Annotated in this window: 21 protein-coding genes, 1 other RNA gene and 1 pseudogene; 8 read left to right on the top strand and 15 right to left on the bottom strand. The window is 46.6% G+C overall.

The window, feature by feature from the left end:
- Window positions 1–141 precede the first annotated feature (141 nt).
- From BC343_RS03795 to BC343_RS03780, 4 genes are all read left to right on the top strand, one after another.
- Window positions 142–570, top strand: coding sequence for an OsmC family protein (locus tag BC343_RS03795; protein ID WP_078346371.1), 429 nt, complete (start codon window positions 142–144; stop codon window positions 568–570).
- A gap of 22 nt (window positions 571–592) precedes the next feature.
- Window positions 593–1774 carry a trans-sulfuration enzyme family protein gene (locus tag BC343_RS03790; protein ID WP_078346370.1) on the top strand — a complete coding sequence of 394 codons (1182 nt, stop codon included), beginning with the start codon at window positions 593–595 and terminating at the stop codon, window positions 1772–1774.
- Window positions 1775–1784: 10 nt separating this feature from the next.
- Complete coding sequence (locus tag BC343_RS03785; protein ID WP_078346369.1) at window positions 1785–2618, top strand: maleylpyruvate isomerase N-terminal domain-containing protein; 834 nt, start codon at window positions 1785–1787, stop codon at window positions 2616–2618.
- 319 nt (window positions 2619–2937) lie between these two features.
- Window positions 2938–4299 carry an OmpA family protein gene (locus BC343_RS03780; RefSeq protein WP_078346368.1) on the top strand — a complete coding sequence of 454 codons (1362 nt, stop codon included), beginning with the start codon at window positions 2938–2940 and terminating at the stop codon, window positions 4297–4299.
- 112 nt (window positions 4300–4411) lie between these two features.
- Here the strand turns inward: BC343_RS03780 and BC343_RS31305 are convergent, their stop codons facing one another.
- The 11 genes from BC343_RS31305 to BC343_RS03730 form a co-directional block, all read right to left on the bottom strand.
- The gene (locus BC343_RS31305; protein ID WP_202909719.1) at window positions 4412–4621 is read right to left on the bottom strand and encodes a hypothetical protein; all 210 of its coding nucleotides are present in this window, start codon (window positions 4619–4621) and stop codon (window positions 4412–4414) included.
- 24 nt (window positions 4622–4645) lie between these two features.
- Complete coding sequence (locus BC343_RS31300; protein ID WP_202909718.1) at window positions 4646–4864, bottom strand: hypothetical protein; 219 nt, start codon at window positions 4862–4864, stop codon at window positions 4646–4648.
- Between the two features lie 137 nt (window positions 4865–5001).
- On the bottom strand, window positions 5002–6330 hold the full coding sequence (locus BC343_RS03770) for a BamA/TamA family outer membrane protein (RefSeq protein WP_238381690.1): 1329 nt from the start codon (window positions 6328–6330) through the stop codon (window positions 5002–5004).
- Window positions 6331–6465: 135 nt separating this feature from the next.
- Window positions 6466–6939 carry a hypothetical protein gene (locus tag BC343_RS03765; RefSeq protein ID WP_078346367.1) on the bottom strand — a complete coding sequence of 158 codons (474 nt, stop codon included), beginning with the start codon at window positions 6937–6939 and terminating at the stop codon, window positions 6466–6468.
- 3 nt (window positions 6940–6942) lie between these two features.
- On the bottom strand, window positions 6943–7110 hold the full coding sequence (locus tag BC343_RS30930; protein WP_156088734.1) for a hypothetical protein: 168 nt from the start codon (window positions 7108–7110) through the stop codon (window positions 6943–6945).
- A gap of 144 nt (window positions 7111–7254) precedes the next feature.
- Window positions 7255–8643: a sigma-54-dependent transcriptional regulator gene (locus BC343_RS03755; protein ID WP_078346365.1), complete on the bottom strand. Its 1389-nt coding sequence runs from the start codon at window positions 8641–8643 to the stop codon at window positions 7255–7257.
- 217 nt (window positions 8644–8860) lie between these two features.
- An RNA gene (gene rnpB / locus BC343_RS03750) (RNase P RNA component class A) lies at window positions 8861–9241 on the bottom strand.
- 98 nt (window positions 9242–9339) lie between these two features.
- Window positions 9340–9987: a peptide-methionine (S)-S-oxide reductase MsrA gene (gene msrA / locus BC343_RS03745; protein WP_078346364.1), complete on the bottom strand. Its 648-nt coding sequence runs from the start codon at window positions 9985–9987 to the stop codon at window positions 9340–9342.
- A 130-nt stretch (window positions 9988–10117) separates the two neighbouring features.
- Window positions 10118–10342: a DUF3820 family protein gene (locus tag BC343_RS03740; RefSeq protein WP_078346363.1), complete on the bottom strand. Its 225-nt coding sequence runs from the start codon at window positions 10340–10342 to the stop codon at window positions 10118–10120.
- 38 nt (window positions 10343–10380) lie between these two features.
- Complete coding sequence (locus BC343_RS03735) at window positions 10381–11322, bottom strand: MBL fold metallo-hydrolase (RefSeq protein ID WP_078346362.1); 942 nt, start codon at window positions 11320–11322, stop codon at window positions 10381–10383.
- 112 nt (window positions 11323–11434) lie between these two features.
- On the bottom strand, window positions 11435–11881 hold the full coding sequence (locus tag BC343_RS03730; RefSeq protein WP_078346361.1) for a type II toxin-antitoxin system RatA family toxin: 447 nt from the start codon (window positions 11879–11881) through the stop codon (window positions 11435–11437).
- Window positions 11882–12171: 290 nt separating this feature from the next.
- Here BC343_RS03730 and BC343_RS03725 point away from each other — a divergent pair.
- Window positions 12172–13278: pseudogene (locus BC343_RS03725) on the top strand (acyltransferase family protein).
- 34 nt (window positions 13279–13312) lie between these two features.
- On the top strand, window positions 13313–13681 hold the full coding sequence (locus BC343_RS03720; protein ID WP_078346360.1) for a hypothetical protein: 369 nt from the start codon (window positions 13313–13315) through the stop codon (window positions 13679–13681).
- 15 nt (window positions 13682–13696) lie between these two features.
- On the opposite strand, the gene corA is transcribed toward BC343_RS03720, so the two are convergent.
- Window positions 13697–14821: a magnesium/cobalt transporter CorA gene (gene corA / locus BC343_RS03715; protein ID WP_078346359.1), complete on the bottom strand. Its 1125-nt coding sequence runs from the start codon at window positions 14819–14821 to the stop codon at window positions 13697–13699.
- The gene (locus BC343_RS03710) at window positions 14822–15433 is read right to left on the bottom strand and encodes a WbqC family protein (RefSeq protein ID WP_078346358.1); all 612 of its coding nucleotides are present in this window, start codon (window positions 15431–15433) and stop codon (window positions 14822–14824) included.
- An 11-nt stretch (window positions 15434–15444) separates the two neighbouring features.
- Here BC343_RS03710 and BC343_RS03705 point away from each other — a divergent pair, with 11 nt between their 5' ends.
- A complete protein-coding gene (locus tag BC343_RS03705) occupies window positions 15445–16359 on the top strand; it encodes a lysophospholipid acyltransferase family protein (RefSeq protein WP_317043634.1) in 915 nt (304 codons plus the stop codon).
- Window positions 16356–17396: a glycosyltransferase family 2 protein gene (locus BC343_RS03700; RefSeq protein WP_078346357.1), complete on the top strand. Its 1041-nt coding sequence runs from the start codon at window positions 16356–16358 to the stop codon at window positions 17394–17396. The genes BC343_RS03705 and BC343_RS03700 overlap by 4 nt, the downstream gene beginning before the upstream one ends.
- Before the next feature lie 185 nt (window positions 17397–17581).
- On the opposite strand, the gene BC343_RS03695 is transcribed toward BC343_RS03700, so the two are convergent.
- Both BC343_RS03695 and aroQ read right to left on the bottom strand, forming a co-directional pair.
- Window positions 17582–20104 carry a mechanosensitive ion channel family protein gene (locus BC343_RS03695; RefSeq protein ID WP_162276811.1) on the bottom strand — a complete coding sequence of 841 codons (2523 nt, stop codon included), beginning with the start codon at window positions 20102–20104 and terminating at the stop codon, window positions 17582–17584.
- A 137-nt stretch (window positions 20105–20241) separates the two neighbouring features.
- Entirely contained in the window at window positions 20242–20658 is a 417-nt protein-coding gene (aroQ, locus tag BC343_RS03690) for a type II 3-dehydroquinate dehydratase (RefSeq protein WP_078346497.1), read from the bottom strand.
- Window positions 20659–20664 lie beyond the last annotated feature (6 nt).

Raw genomic sequence — 20664 nt, 5'->3', positions numbered from 1 at the left:
AAAAATTCGTGAAATTCGATTCCATTCGAGAAAATTAGTGTTCACTCAAATACCACGCGGCTCATTAAAATGTCATTCCTGCTAAATACTACCGCATTGGTAGTATTATTACTACCTTAGCGCAATTATATTTTTACTACCATGCCTACAATTAAATTAGCCCGCGTAAGCGGCGAATACGGCTTTGAGGCCCACGACGAGTATGGGCACACCGTGCGGATGGATAGCAGCCCCGAAAGCGGCGGCGAGAATTTTGGTGTACGCCCCATGCAAATGCTGCTGATGGGCCTGGGCGGCTGCTCGGCCATTGATGTTATTGCTATACTGCGCAAACAGCGCCAAAACGTTGTTGATTACGAAATGGTGATCAGCGGCGAACGCGAAGCCGGCAAAGAGCCATCGCTTTGGCAAAGCATTACTTTAGAGTTTCATTTATATGGCGAGGTTGACGAGGATAAAGCCAAAAAAGCCGTTGAACTCTCGCTTGGTAAATACTGTTCGGTAGCGGCTACTTTGTACAAGGCCGAAGCCGATATCAAATGGCAGGTGTTTATACATCCTGCTAAATAATTTATACTACTACAATATAATAATGTCACAGGAATTAGACCCGATAACCCAGGCCATACGCATAAGAGCGCCAAAAACTTTACAGAACGAGCACTCTTCACCATTATATTTAACCAGCAGCTTCACCTTTGATGAGGCCGAAACCATGCGCGCGGCTTTTGCCGACGAGAACGACGAAAACATTTACAGCCGTTTCAGCAACCCAACAGTTGATGAATTTGTTGCTAAAATGTGTGCACTGGAAGGCTGCGACGATGGCTTTGCCACTTCAACCGGCATGAGCGCCATCTTCAGCACCTTTATGGGCCTGCTGAAAAGCGGCGACCACCTGTTATGCAGCAGCTCTGTTTTCGGCAGCACATTTACTATCGTAAACAAATACCTGCCACGCTACGGTATCACCTGCACCTTGGTGCCTGCTAATGATAAAGAAGCATGGGAAGCCGCCGTACAGCCAAACACCAAAATGCTTTACCTGGAAACGCCTACCAACCCGCAGTTGGAAGTTATAGATCTGGAATGGGCAGGGCAGTTCTGCAAAAAGCATAACCTGATATTCAATGTAGATAATTGCTTTGCTACGCCACTGTTGCAACGCCCGGTAGATTTTGGCGCAGACATTATTGTGCACTCGGCAACTAAATGGATAGACGGACAAGGCCGCGTTTTGGGTGGTATTATTGTTGGCCGTAAGGACCTGATCAAAGAGATCTACATGTTCTGTCGCAACACCGGGCCGGCCATGTCGCCATTCAACGCCTGGGTATTGAGCAAAAGCCTGGAGACTTTGGATGTACGCATGGAGCGCCACTGTGCCAATGCCCTCAAGATTGCCAAAACATTGCAAAGCAATCCTAACGTAAGCTGGGTAAAATATCCGTTCTTGGAAGGGCACTCGCAGTTTGATATCGCCAAAAAGCAAATGAAAGCCGGTGGCGGTGTATTATGCTTTGAGATAAAAGGCGGCGTTGTTGCTGGCCGTAAGTTTTTGGATGCGCTGGAGCTGCTTTCGGTAACTGCCAATTTGGGCGATAGCCGCAGCATTGCATCGCATCCGGCAAGCACTACGCACAGCAAACTAACCGACGAAGAGCGCGCATCAGTAGGTATAACTCCCGGCCTGATACGCATATCTGCCGGTTTAGAGAAAGCCGAAGACGTAATAAACGACATTGTACAGGCTTTAGAAAAAAGCCTTGTATAAATAGTAAACCATGGAACGAGTAATTCCGGTACCAACCCTGCACCTTTTCCCGGTGCTTGATAAAATGTTGCTGGAATTACTCGCTTCCTTATCTCCCGAAGAATGGCACAAACCTACCGTTGCTAAACTTTGGGATGTAAAAGACGTTGCCGCCCACCTGCTGGATGGTAACATACGCGCCATAGCTGCCCTCAACGGCTATCAAAGCAACGAGCCGTTACCCCAAATAAACAGCTACCGCGATTTGGTAAATTACCTGAACGAGTTGAATGCCGTTTGGGTTAAGGCCATGATGCGCGTAAGCCCGCAATTGCTGATGGCGCAGTTGGAGGCTACGGGTAAACAATACACCGAATACCTGCAAACGCTTGATCCATTCGCACCGGCCATGTATTCTGTTGCATGGGCAGGAGAAGATACATCGCTCAATTGGTTCCACATTGCTCGCGAGTACACTGAGAAATGGCATCACCAGCAACAAATACGCGATGCTGTTGGTAAACCCGGCTTGCTGACTCCTGAATTGTTTTATCCGCTAATAGATACTTTTATGTATGCGCTGCCGCATACTTATCTTAACGCTGAGGCAGGGGACGGTACGGTTATTAAATTTACCGTGAGTACCGAGGCCGGGGGCGATTGGTTTTTAACACGTACATCAGGTAAATGGGAATTAGCTAAGTGCCTAAATGATGCAAATGCTTCTGTAAGTATAACGCCCGACGTTGCCTGGAAGCTTTTTACCAAAGCTATTACTGCCGATGATGCCCGCAAATCTGCAACAATAGCGGGCGATGCACGCCTCATTGAGCCATTCTTTAGTATGGTTACCGTAATGGCTTAGTACCGCGCCACCCAATATTCCTGTGTGGGAATATGTATTCAAATTGCTAATTTTTTGCCATTTTCATAAAAAAACGTCCACTATTAAATTCATAATTTAAAACTTGGCAATGTAGAAATGTGCTCAAAGTTATTTGCGCCGGATTTGCATTGGTAATTTTATAAACTATTGATTAATAGTGCGCTACTTTTGTGCGCGCCCACACACCTGTGTTGTAACACGTTTTTTGTCGCCTGTAATTTGCTCCTTGGCACCAATGTTGAAAGCAGGGGTGTAAGTCCGTTGTACTTTATAATGGGCGATACCAAAATCATTCGACATGAAAACAAATTTAAAAAAAGCATCAATGCTGCTCACCGGGCTAATGGTTGGCAGTAAATTGTTTGCCCAAACCCCCGACACAACCGGTACTACAAAAGATTACGTACAACCATTCTCAGGCGGCGATTCGTTCCGTACCTGGTCAATAGGCGTTCATGGCGGCGTTTTAACACCGTACACCATTTTCGGTACAAAAGGTCAGCAAGATTTCCGCACACCGCAAGCCGAGTTCGGTTACGGTGGCTACATCAAAAAACAAATCCTTCCATCGTTTGGCTTACAGGCCGATTTCCTGGCCGGTAAAGTGAAAGGTAAAGACGCCCAGGCAGGTGCCGGTTTAAGCAGCTTCGAAACCAAAATGCAATGGTCGGCAGCCTTAAGTGGTAACCTTACCCTGGCCAACATTAACTGGCGCCACAAAAAGGGTGTGATACAGCCTTATGTAACCTTTGGTGGTGGTATATTAAATTACAAGCCTGTTGTAACTAACACGGCGGGTGTTTCGCAAAATTTTAAAGCAAATGACGAAAGTATACGCGAGTTTTATATCCCGGTAGGTGCCGGTTTAAAATTCAATTTGGGCAGTGGTGTCAACCTGGATATGGGTTACACCGTTGGCTTTGTTGCCTCGGATAACTTTGATGGTTACAATTACGGTGGCGGAAGCGATAAATTTTCTTACGGCCACATTGGTTTAGAGTTTGCCCTGGGCAAAAGCAAAAAACCACAGTTAGCTACACATAACCCGGTTAACAGCATGCGTACCGAGTACCTGTGGCAAAACCAACAAACTAAAGAAGCCTTACAGGCGCAAATTGATGCACAGAACGCGGCTAACGCCAAACTGCGCGCCGATTTGGATGCTACCAACGCTAATTTAGCCAAATTTACTGCGGATAGCGACGGCGACGGCGTACCCGATCTGTACGACAAATGCCCTAACACGCCTGCCGGTACTAAGGTAGATGGCTCAGGCTGCCCATTGGCCAAACCGGTTGTTATTGTCACCGAGGAGGATAAACGCGTTGTGAAAGATGCTATCAACAACCTTGAATTTGATTTGGGTAAAGCAACTATTCGCCCTAAATCGTTCCCAAGTTTAGATAGAGTAGCAAGATTGCTTACCGATAAAAACTTCAGCTTGAAATTAGCCGGCCACACAGATAATACCGGTTCCGATGCGTTGAACCTGAGGTTATCAAAAGACCGTGCCGAGTCGATCAAATCATACTTAGTGAGTAAAGGCGCAAACCCATCGCGTATAGAAGCTACCGGTTACGGCGAAAGCCAGCCAATAGCAACTAACGCCACTGCAGCAGGCCGTCAGGCTAACCGCAGGGTTGAATTTACGCTGTATTAATAATCAGAGTTTAGAGGCTAACAATTAGAGGTTAGTTGTCTTAAACTTCAGTAGAAGCGCTCCGGCTGTTATGGTCGGGGCGCTTTGCTTTTATACGGTGAGGTGCATGCTGTTAAAAGAAGAAACCATAACTGATGCCGGGCGCCGGGTTTACTTTAAATGATTGGCCTTTGGCTGCTGTGGTGGTAATGCCTAAACGAAGGTTTAGTCCTTTGTAGGCCATCCAGCGGAAGCCAATTTCGCTCATTAGCGCGTTTTTGTTTTTGTAATCGCGCGTAAGGCCGCGGGCATATGATGTGCTGCTGTAGAAGGAAGAGGGCACCGGTTTATCGCCAACGGGCCAAAATCAGGTGGTAATGCCCACTTTAAAAAACTCGGTAGTTTCGCCGGCTTTAAATGCGGTGATGTAATATCCCGCGTGTACCGAAACGGCATGGTAACGGTACTCTAAACCGATAGAGTGGCTGCGGAAACCGTTGAGGCTAAATTCTTGCCCGTTGAATTTTGATTGCGCGAAGGCGCCGCCTGTGATGAGTAAAAGTGCTGCTAATAGTAATTTTTTCATGATGAGGTTATTTTATCGTCGTGTTGTTTATTTGTTTTTGACGATGCAAATCTCCCCAATGAAAAAAAGGCGCTGATAGACAAATGTCTAAAAGCGCCGTGCTTTAAATAAAATATAAGTGTTTGTTTGTGAGTTGCTTAAAACGCTTCATTTAACCCCAAAAAGAAACCGCGTGCACCATACTTACCCCATGCATAGTCCAAACAGAGGTTGGTGCGGGTTGCCTTATTGAACAATACGCGCAAACCGCCGCCGTAACCGGGTTGCCAAACTTCGAATAACTTAGTTCCTGCTTCGTCGTTAGCTGTTTGCAGGTTGAAGAAGGCCACGCCACTCAGGAATTTATTGCGGGTGATGGGGAAGCGGTATTCCGCTTCCGAATAGTTGTAGTTGGTGCCTTTAAAGTATTGCCCCACATAACCACGCCCGCTACGGAAACTACCATCGCGTGCGGTACCCGGCAATTCGAGGTAAGGCACATTACCCGCCAGCAGGTACGAACCCCAGTTCCAGAACGCTATAACATGCTCGGGGTGAGTGCTGGATAAGCTGATGTACTTCCTGAAATCAGTCGTGAATTGTAGCGCGTTGCGCGAACTGCCCATCCATTCCTGATTTACACGGAAACCGGCATCTACATAAATCCCTTTGTAGGCGCGGTTTTGGTTATCGCGGCTAGTATATTGCACGTTGAACAACAAACCATTGGCCTGGTAACTGCCATTGCTGAAACCGTGTCGATCGTTATATATCTCGTAAGGTGTAAGCGTGGTAGAATTGCGGTCCTCAATGTGGCTGCGCATATCAAATGATACGCCCGCACCAACGAAGAGGTTCTTTTGCACCTCTTTATAAACTTTCTCGCGCAGGTTGTAATAGTAGGAGTGGAGAGCCCGGCCTTTTCGCGCAGCGTTAGCCAATATTTGGTCTTCGGTGCTGCCATTGTTGCCCCGACCAATACCTAAACCATAATCGGGCGAAACCATTTTGGCCACCACCAAACTTCCCTGGAAATTCCAATCGTTACCCGGCGTGTAAATGTTGTGGTTCAGATAAAAGTATATGATGCCCTTTGTGGTGATAGATGCCGAAGTGGCCGCTACCGATAAAAGCGTATTCGGGTCGTTACCCAGTTTGCGCCCCGCTACGGCCTTTATACCAATCTGCGAACCGATGGTAGGGTTTGATGCCACATTCGGTATAATAGTTATGCCGGAAGGTTTTTTAAATACGGTATCGGGCTTGCGGTGTGGGTGGAATATCGCTTTAAATAAATCGCCTACATCATACTGGCCGGCAAACTCATCTGCTTGGCCTTTCTGCTGTTTAATTTCTAAACGCTCGGCTTTTTTTCCTTTTACAGTATCGGCAGGTGTAGGCGCAACCTGCCCGAACGCATATCCTGTGCTCAAAAATATCCCGGCTACCATTGCGGCCGCCTTGTAGTAGTGCTGTATCTTCTTCAAAACTTCTGTTATAAATCGACTACTTAATTCAGTAGGTCAGTTCTATAACTTAATTTGGGGGAGAAATGTTTGGGATGAGTAAAGAGGCAGGCGAGGAATAAGTAACAATAATTAATATAGCAGGGATGCTTATTCCTAGTTGCGTAGTTTTTTTAATTCTTCGAGCATTTGTACATCAAGTTGGTCTTTAAGCCTATTTACCGTTTTTTTATTTTCGATAAGTTGATCTATGTGTAAAAAAGGTACGGGGGTACCCTCAATATCAGCAATAGATGCCATTTCTAAAGATTCAGTGAACGTAAACCCCTCCAGGCCTTTCATCCCGATCAAAATGTCTACGGTGAAGCCATTGTTCAAATGAAAATCGGTCCAGCCGGGCACGAATTGCATCGTCTCTATCATGGGATAGTCACCCATATCGCATTTCGAAAAAGCTTTTCTCAATGCCTTCCTGTTAGAGGGTGTGTCGTCAAGCCAAATATCCATGTCGCCGGTAAAACGCTGATAACCATGTAATGTAACTGCATAACCGCCAACTAATATGTACCTCACTTTGAATTCTTCAAGTGCTTTCCAGAGGTCAAGAATGTAGTCGTCAAAGATATCCACTTGTTATTTTTTGGTAGCGGGCTTGTGCGTAATTACCGCTTTTTTCATGGTTAAATGGGTCTTATACAAACTTGTAGCAAATTCAAAGCGCTCTTTGTAGGTTCTTTTCAACCCCTCTTTCAGATATTGAATCTCACTTTCGCTTAACGATGGCATTTTTTCATTATCCATAGTACTCAGAGTTATATCCAAAATTAAGTAAAATGCATCATATGCTGAATGGTATTTGAACAGCGGGTTAATATTCAACTCAACAACAAAGGCCACTGAATGTTCGGCGGCCTTTGTTGTTTTTATAATTTGAGCATTGAAACTTTACTCCCCTCGCTTCAATCCAAACTTCTCTATCTTGCTATACAAGTGGCTGCGCTGGATGTCGATATCGTCGGCAGTTTTTGATACGTTCCAATTGTTTTTTTCGAGTTTGAATTTGATGTACTCGCGTTCGGCAAAATCCTTGTACTCCTGGAAATTGGTGAACTGGTCGAAATCTGTTTGCGGGGCAGGGGCAGCGGCGGCTGTTGCGGCACCCACTGCTACAGGCGCACTCGGGTTAGCAAAGGCGCGCACATCGCCATCGGTAATGATCTTGTCGCTCAGGATAATCAAACGCTCCACCATGTTTCGCAACTCGCGTATGTTACCTGTCCACGGTAGGGCTTTCAATGCCTCCAGCGCCGCTTCAGATATCTTCTTGGTAGGCATGCCATACTCGTTGCATATTTCCTCTAAAAATGATTGGGTAAGCAGCGGGATATCATCGCGGCGCTCCACCAATGGCGGTACGTGTATCAATATAACGCTGAGGCGGTGGTACAAGTCCATGCGGAAGTTACCGACCTCTATCTCTTTCAGCAGGTCTTTGTTAGTTGCCGCTACTACGCGTACATCTACATCGATCTCTTTTTCGCCGCCAACACGGGTAATTTTGCTTTCCTGCAGGGCGCGCAATACTTTGGCCTGGGCGCTTTGGCTCATATCGCCAATCTCATCAAGGAAAAGCGTGCCGCCGCTTGCCGATTCGAACTTACCTATACGTTGCTTAATAGCCGAGGTAAAAGAACCCTTCTCGTGGCCAAATAATTCACTCTCGATGAGTTCTGACGGAATTGCCGCGCAGTTCACCTCGATGATAGGCCCATTGTTTCGGTTCGATTTTTCGTGCAGCCAGCGGGCCACCAGTTCTTTACCCGCACCATTGGCGCCGGTAACCAGTACGCGGGCATCGGTAGGGCCTACGCGATCTATCGTTTCTTTTATTTTCACAATGGCCTGCGATTCGCCGAGGATAGGGCGAACCTTTGATGCCTTGCGTTTTAATACTTTGGTTTCAACAACCAAGCTACCGCGGTCTAACGCGTTGCGTACGGTTATCAGCAGGCGGTTAAGGTCAGGTGGTTTAGAAATGAAGTCGAACGCTCCTTTTTTGCTGGCCTCGATGGCTGTTTCTACCGTGCCATGGCCCGATATCATGATAAAGGGCAGGTCGGGTTTTATATTAAGGCCTTCAGTAAGCACTTCCATGCCATCCATGCGGTTCATTTTAATGTCGCATAGTACCAGATCGTAATCATTTTTGCGGATAAGTTCGAGGCCATCTACGCCATTGTCAATATCTTCAACAACGTAGTCTTCGTATTCCAGTATTTCGCGCAGCGTGTTACGGATAGCACGCTCGTCGTCAATTATTAAAATTTTTGCCATGTGTGTTCTTAAAACGGAATTGAGGTAGATATGTTTGCGCGCAATTTAAAAAATGTATAGAAAAATAAACATTTTTTTGGTGAGTAGTGATTGGTGAGTTGTGAGCAGTTATGTAGTGAATGCTTCGCTTGGTCTAAATGGGGTAGTCTATATAAAAACCATTCACCAGGCAACCTAATCAACTATTCACAAAAAATCCCCTCCTAAGAGGGGATTCGTCAGCTGCAAACCTGTAAGCCGGGTTCTGTATTCCGTTTCCGAAACTTCTATCATTGATCTGGCCCTGCCGTTGCCGGCAGGTTCAAGCAACCTACCCATCCTGACACCCCTGTGAAGAGGAGGGAGCGAGCAACTCCGCTTTCAGGACCTATTTGGTTTTTCAACTCCTGAGGTTTACCGCAATCGCAGTCGCCTACGAAGGCCGTGAGCTCTTACCTCACGTTTTCACCCTTACCAGTTGTAAAACCGGCGGTATATTCTCTGTGGCACTTGCTGTCGCCCGCTGCGGGCGCCTTCCCGTTAGGAAGCAGGATGCTCTATGTTGCCCGGACTTTCCTCCGCCCCGACGTATCGTGGCAGCGATAGAACGTTTTGCGATGCAAAGGTAAGCTTTTGGTTCATAGATGATGGTTCATAGTTCATAGAAAACTTTCAATGCGCTTCTTTTACTGTGAACTATCATCTATCAGCTATGAACTATTTCATAAACTCCGGCTTCAAATACGCCGCCATTGCTTTGCGCATTTTCATCACTTTGGGTTTAGATACCGATGCGATGTAAGGGTTGCTGTCTTTGTGGCTGCGGTAGTAGCCCTGGTGGTATTGTTCAGCAGGGTAGAATATCTTAAAGGGCACCACTTGGGTAACCACAGGGTTAGCGTAATGCTTAGAGACATTTACTTTTTTAATAGCATCTTCCAGCGCGGCCTTTTCCGCGTCGTTTCGGTAAAAGGCTATCGAGCGGTAATCGGTGCCCACATCCGGTCCCTGGCGGTTAAGTTGGGTAGGGTCGTGCGCGCTCAGGAAAGCTTCGGATAAAGTTGCGTAGCTTATTACCTTTGGGTCGTAATAAACCTGTACGGTTTCGGCGTGGTTGGTGGTGCGGCTGCTTACCTCCTCGTAGGTTGGGTTGGCAGTGTTACCGCCGGCATAGCCCGATATTACTTTATTAACGCCCTTTAGCTCGCTCAGGGCTTCTTGCATGGCCCAAAAACAGCCCCCACCAAAGGTAGCTATGGCTTCGCCTGTGGCAGGTTTTGGTAATACCGCCATGCCTTTCGGCTGCCCTTCGGCGCAACCTGCAAATAACAGCATGGCGGCCAGGCATATCATTAAGTTTCTCATATTATCGTTTTATCCCTTTGTCGTAATAAACGAAGAAACCTTACAGTGGGTTGGAGAATGGTTGAATAAGAGAATGGTGAGTGGTTTGATAATAGGATAAAACAACCATCCACTATTCTCTACTCACCACTCACTTCAACTTATTTTTTATCATCCACAGCAACTTATCCAGCCCGTTCAGTTTTATCTCGTAAGCGGTGCTCATCAGCATGCCCAGTTTGCCGGGAGGGAAGCCTTTGCGGTTCATCCATTCCAGGTAACTGATAGGCATGTCGCATATCAGCGTATCTTTGTATTTGCCAAAAGGCATTTTCGTTTTTACAATATCCACAAGCACCTGCGGATCGGGCATCATGTTTTCCACGGGGCAAACATAGCCAAATTACCGCGGGGCTACCACAATTTTACCGCTTTGCTTACCACTAAAAAGCCGAATAACGCCGCGGCAATACCCAATGCTGCTTTGGTGCGTTTACTGTTTGGTGCAGGCGGAATAAAGCGCACACCTCGTGCATCACTTACGGCAGCGCGGCCCACATAACGCCCTTCGCTGGGTACGGCAAGTTCTTCAAAACGATTGGCCAGCAGGCTAAGTTCTGTAGTTAATTCGCGCCCGCGCATTACGGGGCCGTGACCTGTTGCCGCTATTCGTGGTTGTAGCGAAGCGAGTTTACGTACCGATTTACCCGCGGCTATCCAATCGGTAGTAATATATTTTGGCGGGCCGCTCAGTTTCTTTTTGTAAAGCGCCAAATGCCAGGCTGATTCGGCTTGCGTGGTGGTAAAGGCATCGCCGGCTATAAGCGTTGTATTCAGCGGCATAAACAGCGATATATGCCCCGGGGTATGGCCCGGCGTGTGTATCACTTTCCACTCGGGTAGTTCGGGGATGCCGTCGTATGGGTCTATCTCTACCAGGCTGCGGCTGATGTTGATAGGTTTGGTAGAGAATAATACCGATAAATAGGTCATTAACCCGCCACCTGCCCGTGGGTCAACAGGTGGGTATTCTGACCTTCCTGTTAAATAGGGAGTTTCCATCGGGTGGGCGTATACCGGCACCCGCCAAACTTTCAGCAGTTCGGTAACAGAGCCGGCATGGTCGGCGTGCCCGTGAGTAAGCACTATGGCGGATGGGCGCGTACCGGGACCGAATAAAGCTTCGGCCATATCTATGATCTTTTCTTCGGAACCTTTGGGGCCGGTGTCTACCAAAACCCAGCCTTTACCCGCGCCGCGGCGGTTGGCTATCATATACACATTTACATACAGTAGCCTAAGCCCCCATACACCCTGCGAAACCTGGAAATATTGATGATCTTTTGTAGCAAACATATTTTGTTATAATGGTTGCTATGGTAACAGGCGACGCGGTTAAATAGTTTTATTGGCACCGATTTCACCGATGTTATATGATTTCACCGATTGAAAAATGGTAGCAACGATGTTACGCCGCTTCTACGCATTTTTTGAGGCCGCGCAGGCGTTCGCGCACGTTACTGCGCAGGTTGTTTTTTATAAACGGGCCGATAATGGTAAACGGGAACCGCAGCCTGTAGTTGTAAAAGAAGGTGACTTTTGATTTTCCATCTTCGGTGTTCCTGAACGTCCACGAGCCGGCGAAGGTTTTGAACATGTAGGGGCCTTTGGTCATTTTAATAGCGGTTGTCCATGGGCGGCTGTAGGTTACATAGCGGGTTTCCATACCTATGCCGTTTTTTGATACGCACCATGCCTTTACACCTTTGTCGACCTCCGTAGCTCCGTTAACCAATTCGGCTTTTTTCAGGAAAGTATCCCATTCTAAACGTTTGTTATAATCCTGGCTATAATCGAATACTGTTTCGGCGGATTTATTAATAATTATCTTTTCAGAGAAGTGAAAGGCGGCCATAGGGGAATTGTGTAGGGTTTCGGTAAAGATATTACTATTATGGCTGAATTTTAACGAGTTAGATAAAATTAACTTGAACGATATTATTTTATTAGATTCCACCGATTCTCTTTTCACCGATTCCACTGATTTATTTTGATTTCACCGATGGGAGTGATTCGTGGATGATAGTTCATCGTTCATAGCAACTTCATCTGCACATGTGAAATCTGCACATTTGCACATCGATTAGTTTGCACATCTGCACATCGAATAGTATCTTCCGCCTATAAACCATTTATTAAACTTTTGTGAGTAAACCCCATTACCCCATCCTGGATGGGCTGCGCGGCACTGCTGCTATTTTAGTTGTTGCTTTCCATTTGCTGGAGGGCTTTTTCCCCGAATTACCCAAACACCCTATGCACCACGGCTACCTGGCGGTAGATTTTTTCTACCTGTTATCGGGCTTTGTGGTAGGCTACGCTTACGACGACCGTTGGGCAAAAGGTATGACCATTGGGCAATTCTTTAAAATAAGGGTAATGCGCTTGCATCCGCTGGTGATATTGGGCACTGTGATAGGGGCGATAGTTTTCTGGTTCGACCCTTATAAGGATATGCAGGTGGTCGATATTGGTAAGTTCGCCATAGTAATACTCTTCGGGCTTACACTGCTGCCGGCACCCACGGATGTACGCGGCTGGGGCGAAAGCCACCCGCTTGACGGCCCGTGCTGGAGCCTGATGCAGGAGTATTTGGCCAATATCCTCTACGCCATCATAGGCCGTAAATTAAAGAAAACTGCCTTGTGGGCTTTGGTATTTATCAGTGGTGTAGTGCTGTTGGTAGTATCGGTAGATCATGGCGATGTTGGTACCGGCTGGGGCTATGGCGATGTACAGTCGGCTTTTATTGCCAAATGGTTCAAGGGCGAGGGCGCAACGGGGTACCCCAATATTTTCATAGCACCGGTGCGCATGATGTTTCCGTTCTTTGCCGGTTTGCTGTTGTACCGCACCGGTAAAATGATACGTGTGCCTATGGCTTATACCGTTTGCTCATTGTTATTGGCAGCGGCGTTCTTTTTCCCGTGATATAGCTGGAACGGTTACTACGATGCGCTTTGTATCATTATTGTTTTCCCTATCATTGTAGCGGCAGGGGCTGGGGGGACTATAGAGGGACGCTGGGCAAAGCTCTGCAAATTCTCCGGCGATATTTCATACCCCATCTACATCGTACATTATCCTTTCATCTACGTTTACACGTTCTGGATAGCCAAAGCCAAACCCGAAGCATCAGTGGTTATACCTGTAGCTATTGGGCTGTTCGTATTCTTTTTTGTGTTGGCCTATGCTGCGCTGAAGTTGTACGATGAGCCGGTAAGGAAGTGGTTGAAGGAGAAGTGGGCGTAATGTCTTTTGTGTTAATAAATTTTGACAAACAAGTATGGGTAGCATTAATTTAAAAGACTTTATATCAGAGGCTATAACTCAGATAACGGAGGGGATAATTCAAGCTCAAAGTTTGAATGCGGATAAAGGATGCATAGTTAATCCGAAAATAATTCAAACGATAGGCGCACCTGACGGAATAACATATAAAATCGATTCCGGAGGACAAAATAGCGGGACAGTCTCTGTTCTAAAATTCGACTTGATTATTGATGCAAATGAAAAATCAGAAATAGGTGGTCGATTGAAAGTAATGGCTGGTGTTGTTGGTATCGGAGCAGGTGGGAAAAATGAAGTCAATACATCAGTGAATAATAAACTGACATTCGCAATACCAGTAATGTTCCCAATAGTTTCTGATTGATTCTAAAAGTATCTTTTACAACTTATTAAACCACCCTTTTTTCCAGAAAACGAAAAGCAAGCCAAAGCCGATGCCGAACATCAGGATGAGCGCGTAGATATAACCGTGTGGCCAGTATAACTCCGGCATATTATCAGGTATTAGGTGCCCTTTATCATCGGTACGGCTAAAGTTCATTCCGTAGATTCCGGCAATAAAGGTTAGCGGGATAAACACTACCGAAATGATGGTGAGCACTTTCATGATCTCGTTCATGCGGTTGCTTACCATGCTCAGGTAAAGGTCTATAATGCTGCTGGTTACCTCTTTGTAGCTCTCTACCATATCCATGGCCTGTATACAATGGTCGTAAGCATCGCGCAGGTAAAGCTTTACATCTTTGGTGATGAGTTCGCTTTCGCTGCGTATCATATCGTTTATCTTATCGCGCTCGGGCCAGCAGCTTCGGCGGATGATGATGAGTGTACGCTTCAGTTGCTGCGCATCAAACATAATGCTCTTATCGGGGCGCTCGTAAAGCTTATCTTCGGTTTGGTCTATGCGGTCGCCCAGTTCAGATAGTACTACAAAGTAATTGTCCAGTATGGTATCGGTAAGGGCATAAAATATATAGCCAGGCCCGGCCGTGCGGATGCTGCCTTTACCGGCCTTCAGCCGAATCTTTATCGGCTCAAAGTAATCAAGATGGCTTTCCTCAAAGCTGATCACTATGTTGTCCTTTACTATGCCGCTAAATTGGCAGTTCACCAATTCGCCATCATCGTTAAAGTAGATAATGCGGCTGGTGCCAAAAACGTAGCCCTCATACTCATCAAATTTGGGGCGCTGGTGGGTATTTACAATATCTTCCAGCACCAGTTGGTTTATGCCCAAAAAGGTGCCAATATCTTCGATCAGTTTAGCATCGCCAAGGCCATTTATCTTTATCCAGTGGGTGTGGTTACTGCACTTTTTTATTTGCTGCGTTATGTCTTTCATATCGCAGTTTTTAGTGGTTTGCAGGTCGGTTTCGTTAAACGAATAGATGATGATCTGCGGTTTTAGCGCACCTTCGGGTATAGCAATAGTACCCGGGCGGGCGCCCACTTCAAATTTCTCTTTATGCCGTTTTAAGTGTACCCTCCGGTTAAAGTTGCCCATTTACAGATAGTTTATGGCTTGCGGCCCCTGGTTAAACAGCAGGTCGGCAATGCTCAGATTTTTTATAAAGCCTCCACGCTCCTCAAAAACCTGAAAGTAGGGCTTTTGTTCCACCGCCGAAGGAGTTTTTGCGCTCATGGCGCTACGCAGGTCGGTAAGGGTAGGGTATTCGGCCTCGTAGGTTTCGGTAAACTGCAGGGGCATTTTTATCTTCAGCAGGCGCAGTAATAGCTCGAGGAGTTGGGTATTGTATTCGAGCAGAAAGTCGAATTGCTTTTCGTAGAACAGGGCAAAATCGCTTTCATAATATTCAAAATAGGCCGAGCGGCGGTAGCATCCCTGCAGGCTCATCCAGTGCAGGCGTTGCCACCTAAAATCGTAACTGATGCGCACATCCTTTAGTTTGGTGTGGTTTTTGGCACCCTTTATTACCGGCACGGTAAGGTCAAGCGGGCCATCGGGCGAATAGATGGTAGCGCGGTTGCGGTAAGTTTGCTTGGGGAAATGTTCTTCCTTTTCTATCAGCACATTGGGTTTAAACTGCGTTAGGCGGCTAAAGTACTCAACCGGCGGCAGGTAGAAGAGGGGGAAAACAGCACCATTCTCAATCATATATATTTTTTATGTTTGTGCCGGCAAAATTGGTTAAAATAATGTTAAAAAAAGCGGCGGACAACATAGGGATATTTTTTTGGTACCTATTTTCGCTATTGCCCTTTTGGTTTATGTATTTATTGGCCGACGGTATTTACCTGTTGCTGTACCATGGCATTAAGTACCGCCGCCATGTAGTGCGCACCAATTTGCAAAATGCCTTCCCCGAAAAAAGCGATGCCGAACGCCTTAAAATAGAGAAGCAATACTTCCATTACATGGCCGATTTGCTGGTAGAAACGGTGAAAATGATAAGCATTTCGGAAAAAGAGCTGCGCAAACGCATGCACATGAAGAACCCCGAAATTGTGGAAGAATACTTCAAAAAAGGGAGAAGCATTATTGCTGCAGCGGGGCATTATGGTAACTGGGAAATGTCGGCCCTGGCCTTTGGCATGCTTACCGATAAGAAAACCATTATTGTATACAAGCCATTGAATAACCCCAATTTCGATGCGTTTTTGAATAAGCAACGCGCGCGTTTCGGCTCTATGCTGGTAACCATGAAGCAAACCCTGCGCACCATGATATCACTGAAGGATGAGCTTACGGTAAGCGTGCTGGCGTCCGACCAAACGCCGGGCGTGAACGAGGTGACTTATTTTACCCAATTTTTAAACCAACCAACAGCGGTTTTTTTAGGGATTGAGAAAATAGCGAAAATGACAGATGCCGCCGTTATGTTCTACCGTATTGAATGCGTTAAACGCGGCCATTATACCTATGAACTGGTGCCTCTGATAGATAACCCGAAAGAAACCGCCCAATACGAAATTACTAACACCCACGTAGCTTATTTGGAAAAGCAGATACAGGAAACCCCGCAATACTGGCTTTGGAGCCACAGGCGCTGGAAGTTTAAGCCGGAGGATTACAAGAAATGAGTACTGCCCCCAAAGTTGCCGTTGTAATACTCAACTGGAACGGCATTAAACACCTCGAGCAGTTTTTGCCCAGTGTATTGGCATCAACCTACACCAACTTGGACATTGTAGTGGCTGATAATGCCTCTACAGACGGCTCTGTGGCATTTGTACAATCGCGCTACCCATTGGTGCGGATAATAGAAAATAACGAAAATTACGGCTTTACAGGTGGCTATAACCGCATACTTACACAGGTGGAGGCAGATTACTACGTACTGCTGAATACCGATGTGGAAGTTACGCCTAACTGGATAGAGCCGGTTATTGCCCTGATGGAAAGCGATGCGAAGATAGGCGCGGCAGGGCCGAAGCTAAAATCATTCGCGCAGCAAACGCATTTTGAATACGCAGGTGCCGCAGGTGGTTTTATGGACCAATTTGGTTACCTGTTTTGCCGCGGCCGCATATTTGATGAATTGGAAGAGGACAAAGGGCAATACGACACACAGCAGGAAGTATTTTGGGTATCGGGCGCAGCACTATTTATCCGCAAAGATTTATGGCATGCTGCCGGTGGGCTCGATGAAACCTTTTTTGCCCACATGGAGGAGATTGACCTTTGCTGGCGATTGAAGAATATGGGTTACAAAGTAATGTATTGTCCCCATTCGGTAGTTTATCACGTGGGCGGCGGTACCCTCAATGCCGAAAGCCCTTTTAAAACTTACCTCAACTTCCGCAACAACCTGCTGATGCTGAAGAATAACCTTAGCTTTTGGCGCGCATTATGGGTAATAGGCATCCGCTTCTGGCTGGACCTGCTGGCACTTGCGAAATTCCTGGCTGAAGGGAAAGGTAAAAATGCCTGGGCCATTAGCCGAGCACACCAAAACTTTGTACGCCGGTTGTTTTGGAAAACAAAGCCCAATAGCTTAAAGGTAAAAGGCATTGCCTGGCAAAACCTAACCGGTTATTACTCGCGCAGCATTGTGTGGGATTTTTTTGTGGGGAAGAAGAGGAAGTTCAGCGAGTTGGATAAGAAGGCGTTGAGATAGAGCAGGTAAAATAGAAGCGAGGGGCGCGTGCGATTCCTTCCTTGGTCCGGCGGAGGACTCCGATGGAGGGAAGGAGGAGGTAGGGGTTTGCGAAAATGCAAATCCGCTTAGCATAGTCCCTAACCCCTCCCTGCCTTTGCACTTGTCAGCCTCACCCCTCCCGAGGGAGGGAATCTGTTGCCACACTACTCCTTCGTATCCGTCACATCCGTATCTGTTGGTTGTGCTTCTTCGCCCGGTGGCTTGGTGTTTTTCTTGGCTGTTTCTGCCACTACGTTATCTACCTTTACGTGAATATCCTGCTGAGGGAATGGTATCTCGATGCCTTCTTTGGCGAAGATGGTGTAAATATCAGATAGTACATGGCTTTTGAGCGATAACCAGGTGCTGATATCTGCCGCCCAGAACAATAGCCTGAAATCTACCGAACTTGCGCTGAGGTTGTGCACAAATATCAGCGGGGCGGGGTTATCCATAATATCCTTACGGTTGCAGAGCAGGTTAGTAAGCAGGGTTTTTACCTTGTCTATGTCCGAGCCGTAGGCCACGCCAATAATGAGTTCGATGCGGCGGTTGTTATTGCTCAGCGTCCAGTTAATTACGTGGCGGGCTATCAGGTCGCCGTTGGGGATAATTACCTCGGCGCCATCGGCAGTGGCTATTTTGCTGCTTCGGATGCCTATCTCCATGATGGTGCCGCTGCGGGTGTCTACCTCAATAATATCGCCTATCTGTACCGGTTTCTCAAAGGCCAGTATCAAGCCCGATACCAGGTTGTTCACGATGTTCTGCAAGCCGAAACCGATACCGATACCAAAGGCGCTAATGATGATGGTAATTTTATCCAGCGGGAAGCCAGAAGCCGTCACCGCCAGCAGGAAGCCTATGGCAAATACCGCCAGTTTAATGAGCAGGGTAGAGGTTCGGTTCTTCTTTTTAAGTACGCTAATGTCGGTACTGCTTTTGCCCGCCACATCGTACAAATAACTGATAATTTTGGCCGCTACCGATGATAGCCATATTACAGCAATAAATATAATGATGCTTTGAAAGGTGAACTGCGTACTGGTACCACCAATGCTGCGGCTCTCGGTCAGGAAGTTTTTAATTGCTGTGAAAACCACATCCTCCACACTCAAATTCTGCGTGAGCATAACCAACCAAAGCAGCCCCGCCAATACGGTTAAAATACTGCGGAATTTGGTTTGCAGCATTTTAAAATCGATGAACGAGGTGAAGGTGTTGCTATCTTTATTGGCCTCCAACTGCATAAACAGGCTTTGCATTACAATTTGCACCAGGTAGTACATACCCAACGCCAGCCACAGGTTGTAAACTGCTGTTACACCAATGATCTTGGATAGCGTTACCCGTCCGAAAATATTGAACAACGCCGATACGATAAGCAGTATAATAAAAACCCGCAAAACGGTTTTGGTATGCGGTAGGTAGTCGGTAGGGTTTTGTTTTACCACCTTATAGAAGTGGCGGCTGATTATGCCGGTTACAATAGCCAACAGCAGCACAATAACCCTATCGGTATTGCTTACCTCAACAAAAAGGTTGCTGAAGCTATAAACCATGGTAAGCCCGAACAGCGTTGCCAAAAACTTGAATAGCGGCTGCGGCCCTGTTTTATGAACCAGGTAAAGGATGGAGGCTATAAGCGCCGTGAAAAATATCTCTAATACCACCACCGGCGGGTGATCATAAAAATTGGGGACAATGGCAAATGCCACAATAAACGTTGATACGATAGGGTAGTATGCCGCGAACCGTGCGTGTGTAAGTACTGTTTCCGGCGACTCTTTTATGCGGCGCAGTTTGCGGTGCGTGCTGAATATCCAGAAATAGAACAAGCCCAAAACCAGGAATCCTGCGAAATGGATGAGCGGATCGCGGGTTAAAAAGAAGGTGAGCAATTTGGTGTTCATCGTCCAGCTTTTGCTGAGGGCGGTGCCAAACGTGCTGTCGGTATTCTTATCCATCTCCCAAATGCTATTATCTTCGTCGGAGAGGGCAGATATGCTGAACTCGCGTATTTTGAGGTCTATCTGGTCACGCAGGTCTATCAGGGCAATGTACACCGATGTTACCCGGTTTTGCATTGCGCCTACTTTAAGCAGTAGCTTTTTATTGGTGGTATCCAGTCGTTTATACTTGGCATCTATAGCCATTTTTTGGGCTATGTATTGCCGCGCCAGGCTGGTATCAGAAGGGAGTATCTTCAGCGATTGGTCGCTGCCCATGGACGATAACTCGTTTTGGTTTTGTACCAGTTTGGAGTTGATCACCGCAAGCCTGTCCTGCCAAATGTCCAATTGTTTATCGCTGCGGGTGATAATATCGCGAATGGCGTACAGATAGCGCAGGGTACTGCTGCGGTCGTTGTCTATCAGGGTTTTTATCAGGCTTACGCTCTTCTCGTAACGGGGAAGCTTCAGGCTGATATCCACCGTATCGATATTGCGCGAAAGGCTGGTTTTTATTTGGTTGAAGGAAGATGTGTAATACTCGATCTTTTGCAGCAGGCTGTTGATGGAGGTATCTGAGCGTTTAAAGCTCCGCATCATCGAATCGCGCCTGAGGATGGTTTGCCGCAATGAATCGCGCACACTCAGGTGCTTTTTACCGGATTGCGCAAAAGCGCTCACTGTAAATAAGCAAATGATGAACAGGAGAGGAGTGGCTATTTTTAGGGGCTTCATGCGCGAATTTCGGATTTCGGATGTTCGACTTCGGATTTGTTGCCTTAACCCTGTTCGCCCCATATTGTTTTTATTGTTTTCGATTTAACAATAGAAAGCCCGCTCCCCTTTAGAATTTAGTGTTTAGCAATTAGAATTTAAAGAAGATAGCTTTCTATAGCTAACCTGTAAGAATGCATCCCGAACCCGGCAATAACCCCTTTACAGCTTGCTGCTATCATTGATTTATGCCTGAAGGCCTCGCGCTTATGCACATTAGAGATATGTACCTCGATAACCGGCGTGGTAATCGCTGCAATTGCATCAGCAATGGCAATAGAGGTATGCGTGTAGGCACCGGCGTTAAGTACTATACCATCGGCGCTGAAACCAACTTCGTGCAGTTTGTTGATAATTTCGCCCTCCACATTGCTTTGGTAATAGCTGATATTTACACCGGCAAAATGCTTTTGCAATTCAGTTAAATAAGTTTCAAAACTGCTATCGCCGTAGATCGACTTTTCGCGAACGCCGAGCAGGTTTAAATTTGGGCCGTTTATAATTTGTATATTCATTTGTTT

Origin of the sequence: Mucilaginibacter pedocola, from assembly GCF_002013915.1 — a bacterium.
GTDB classification, from domain to species: Bacteria; Bacteroidota; Bacteroidia; order Sphingobacteriales; family Sphingobacteriaceae; genus Mucilaginibacter; species Mucilaginibacter pedocola.
This window is presented reverse-complemented; position numbering and strand designations above follow the sequence as displayed.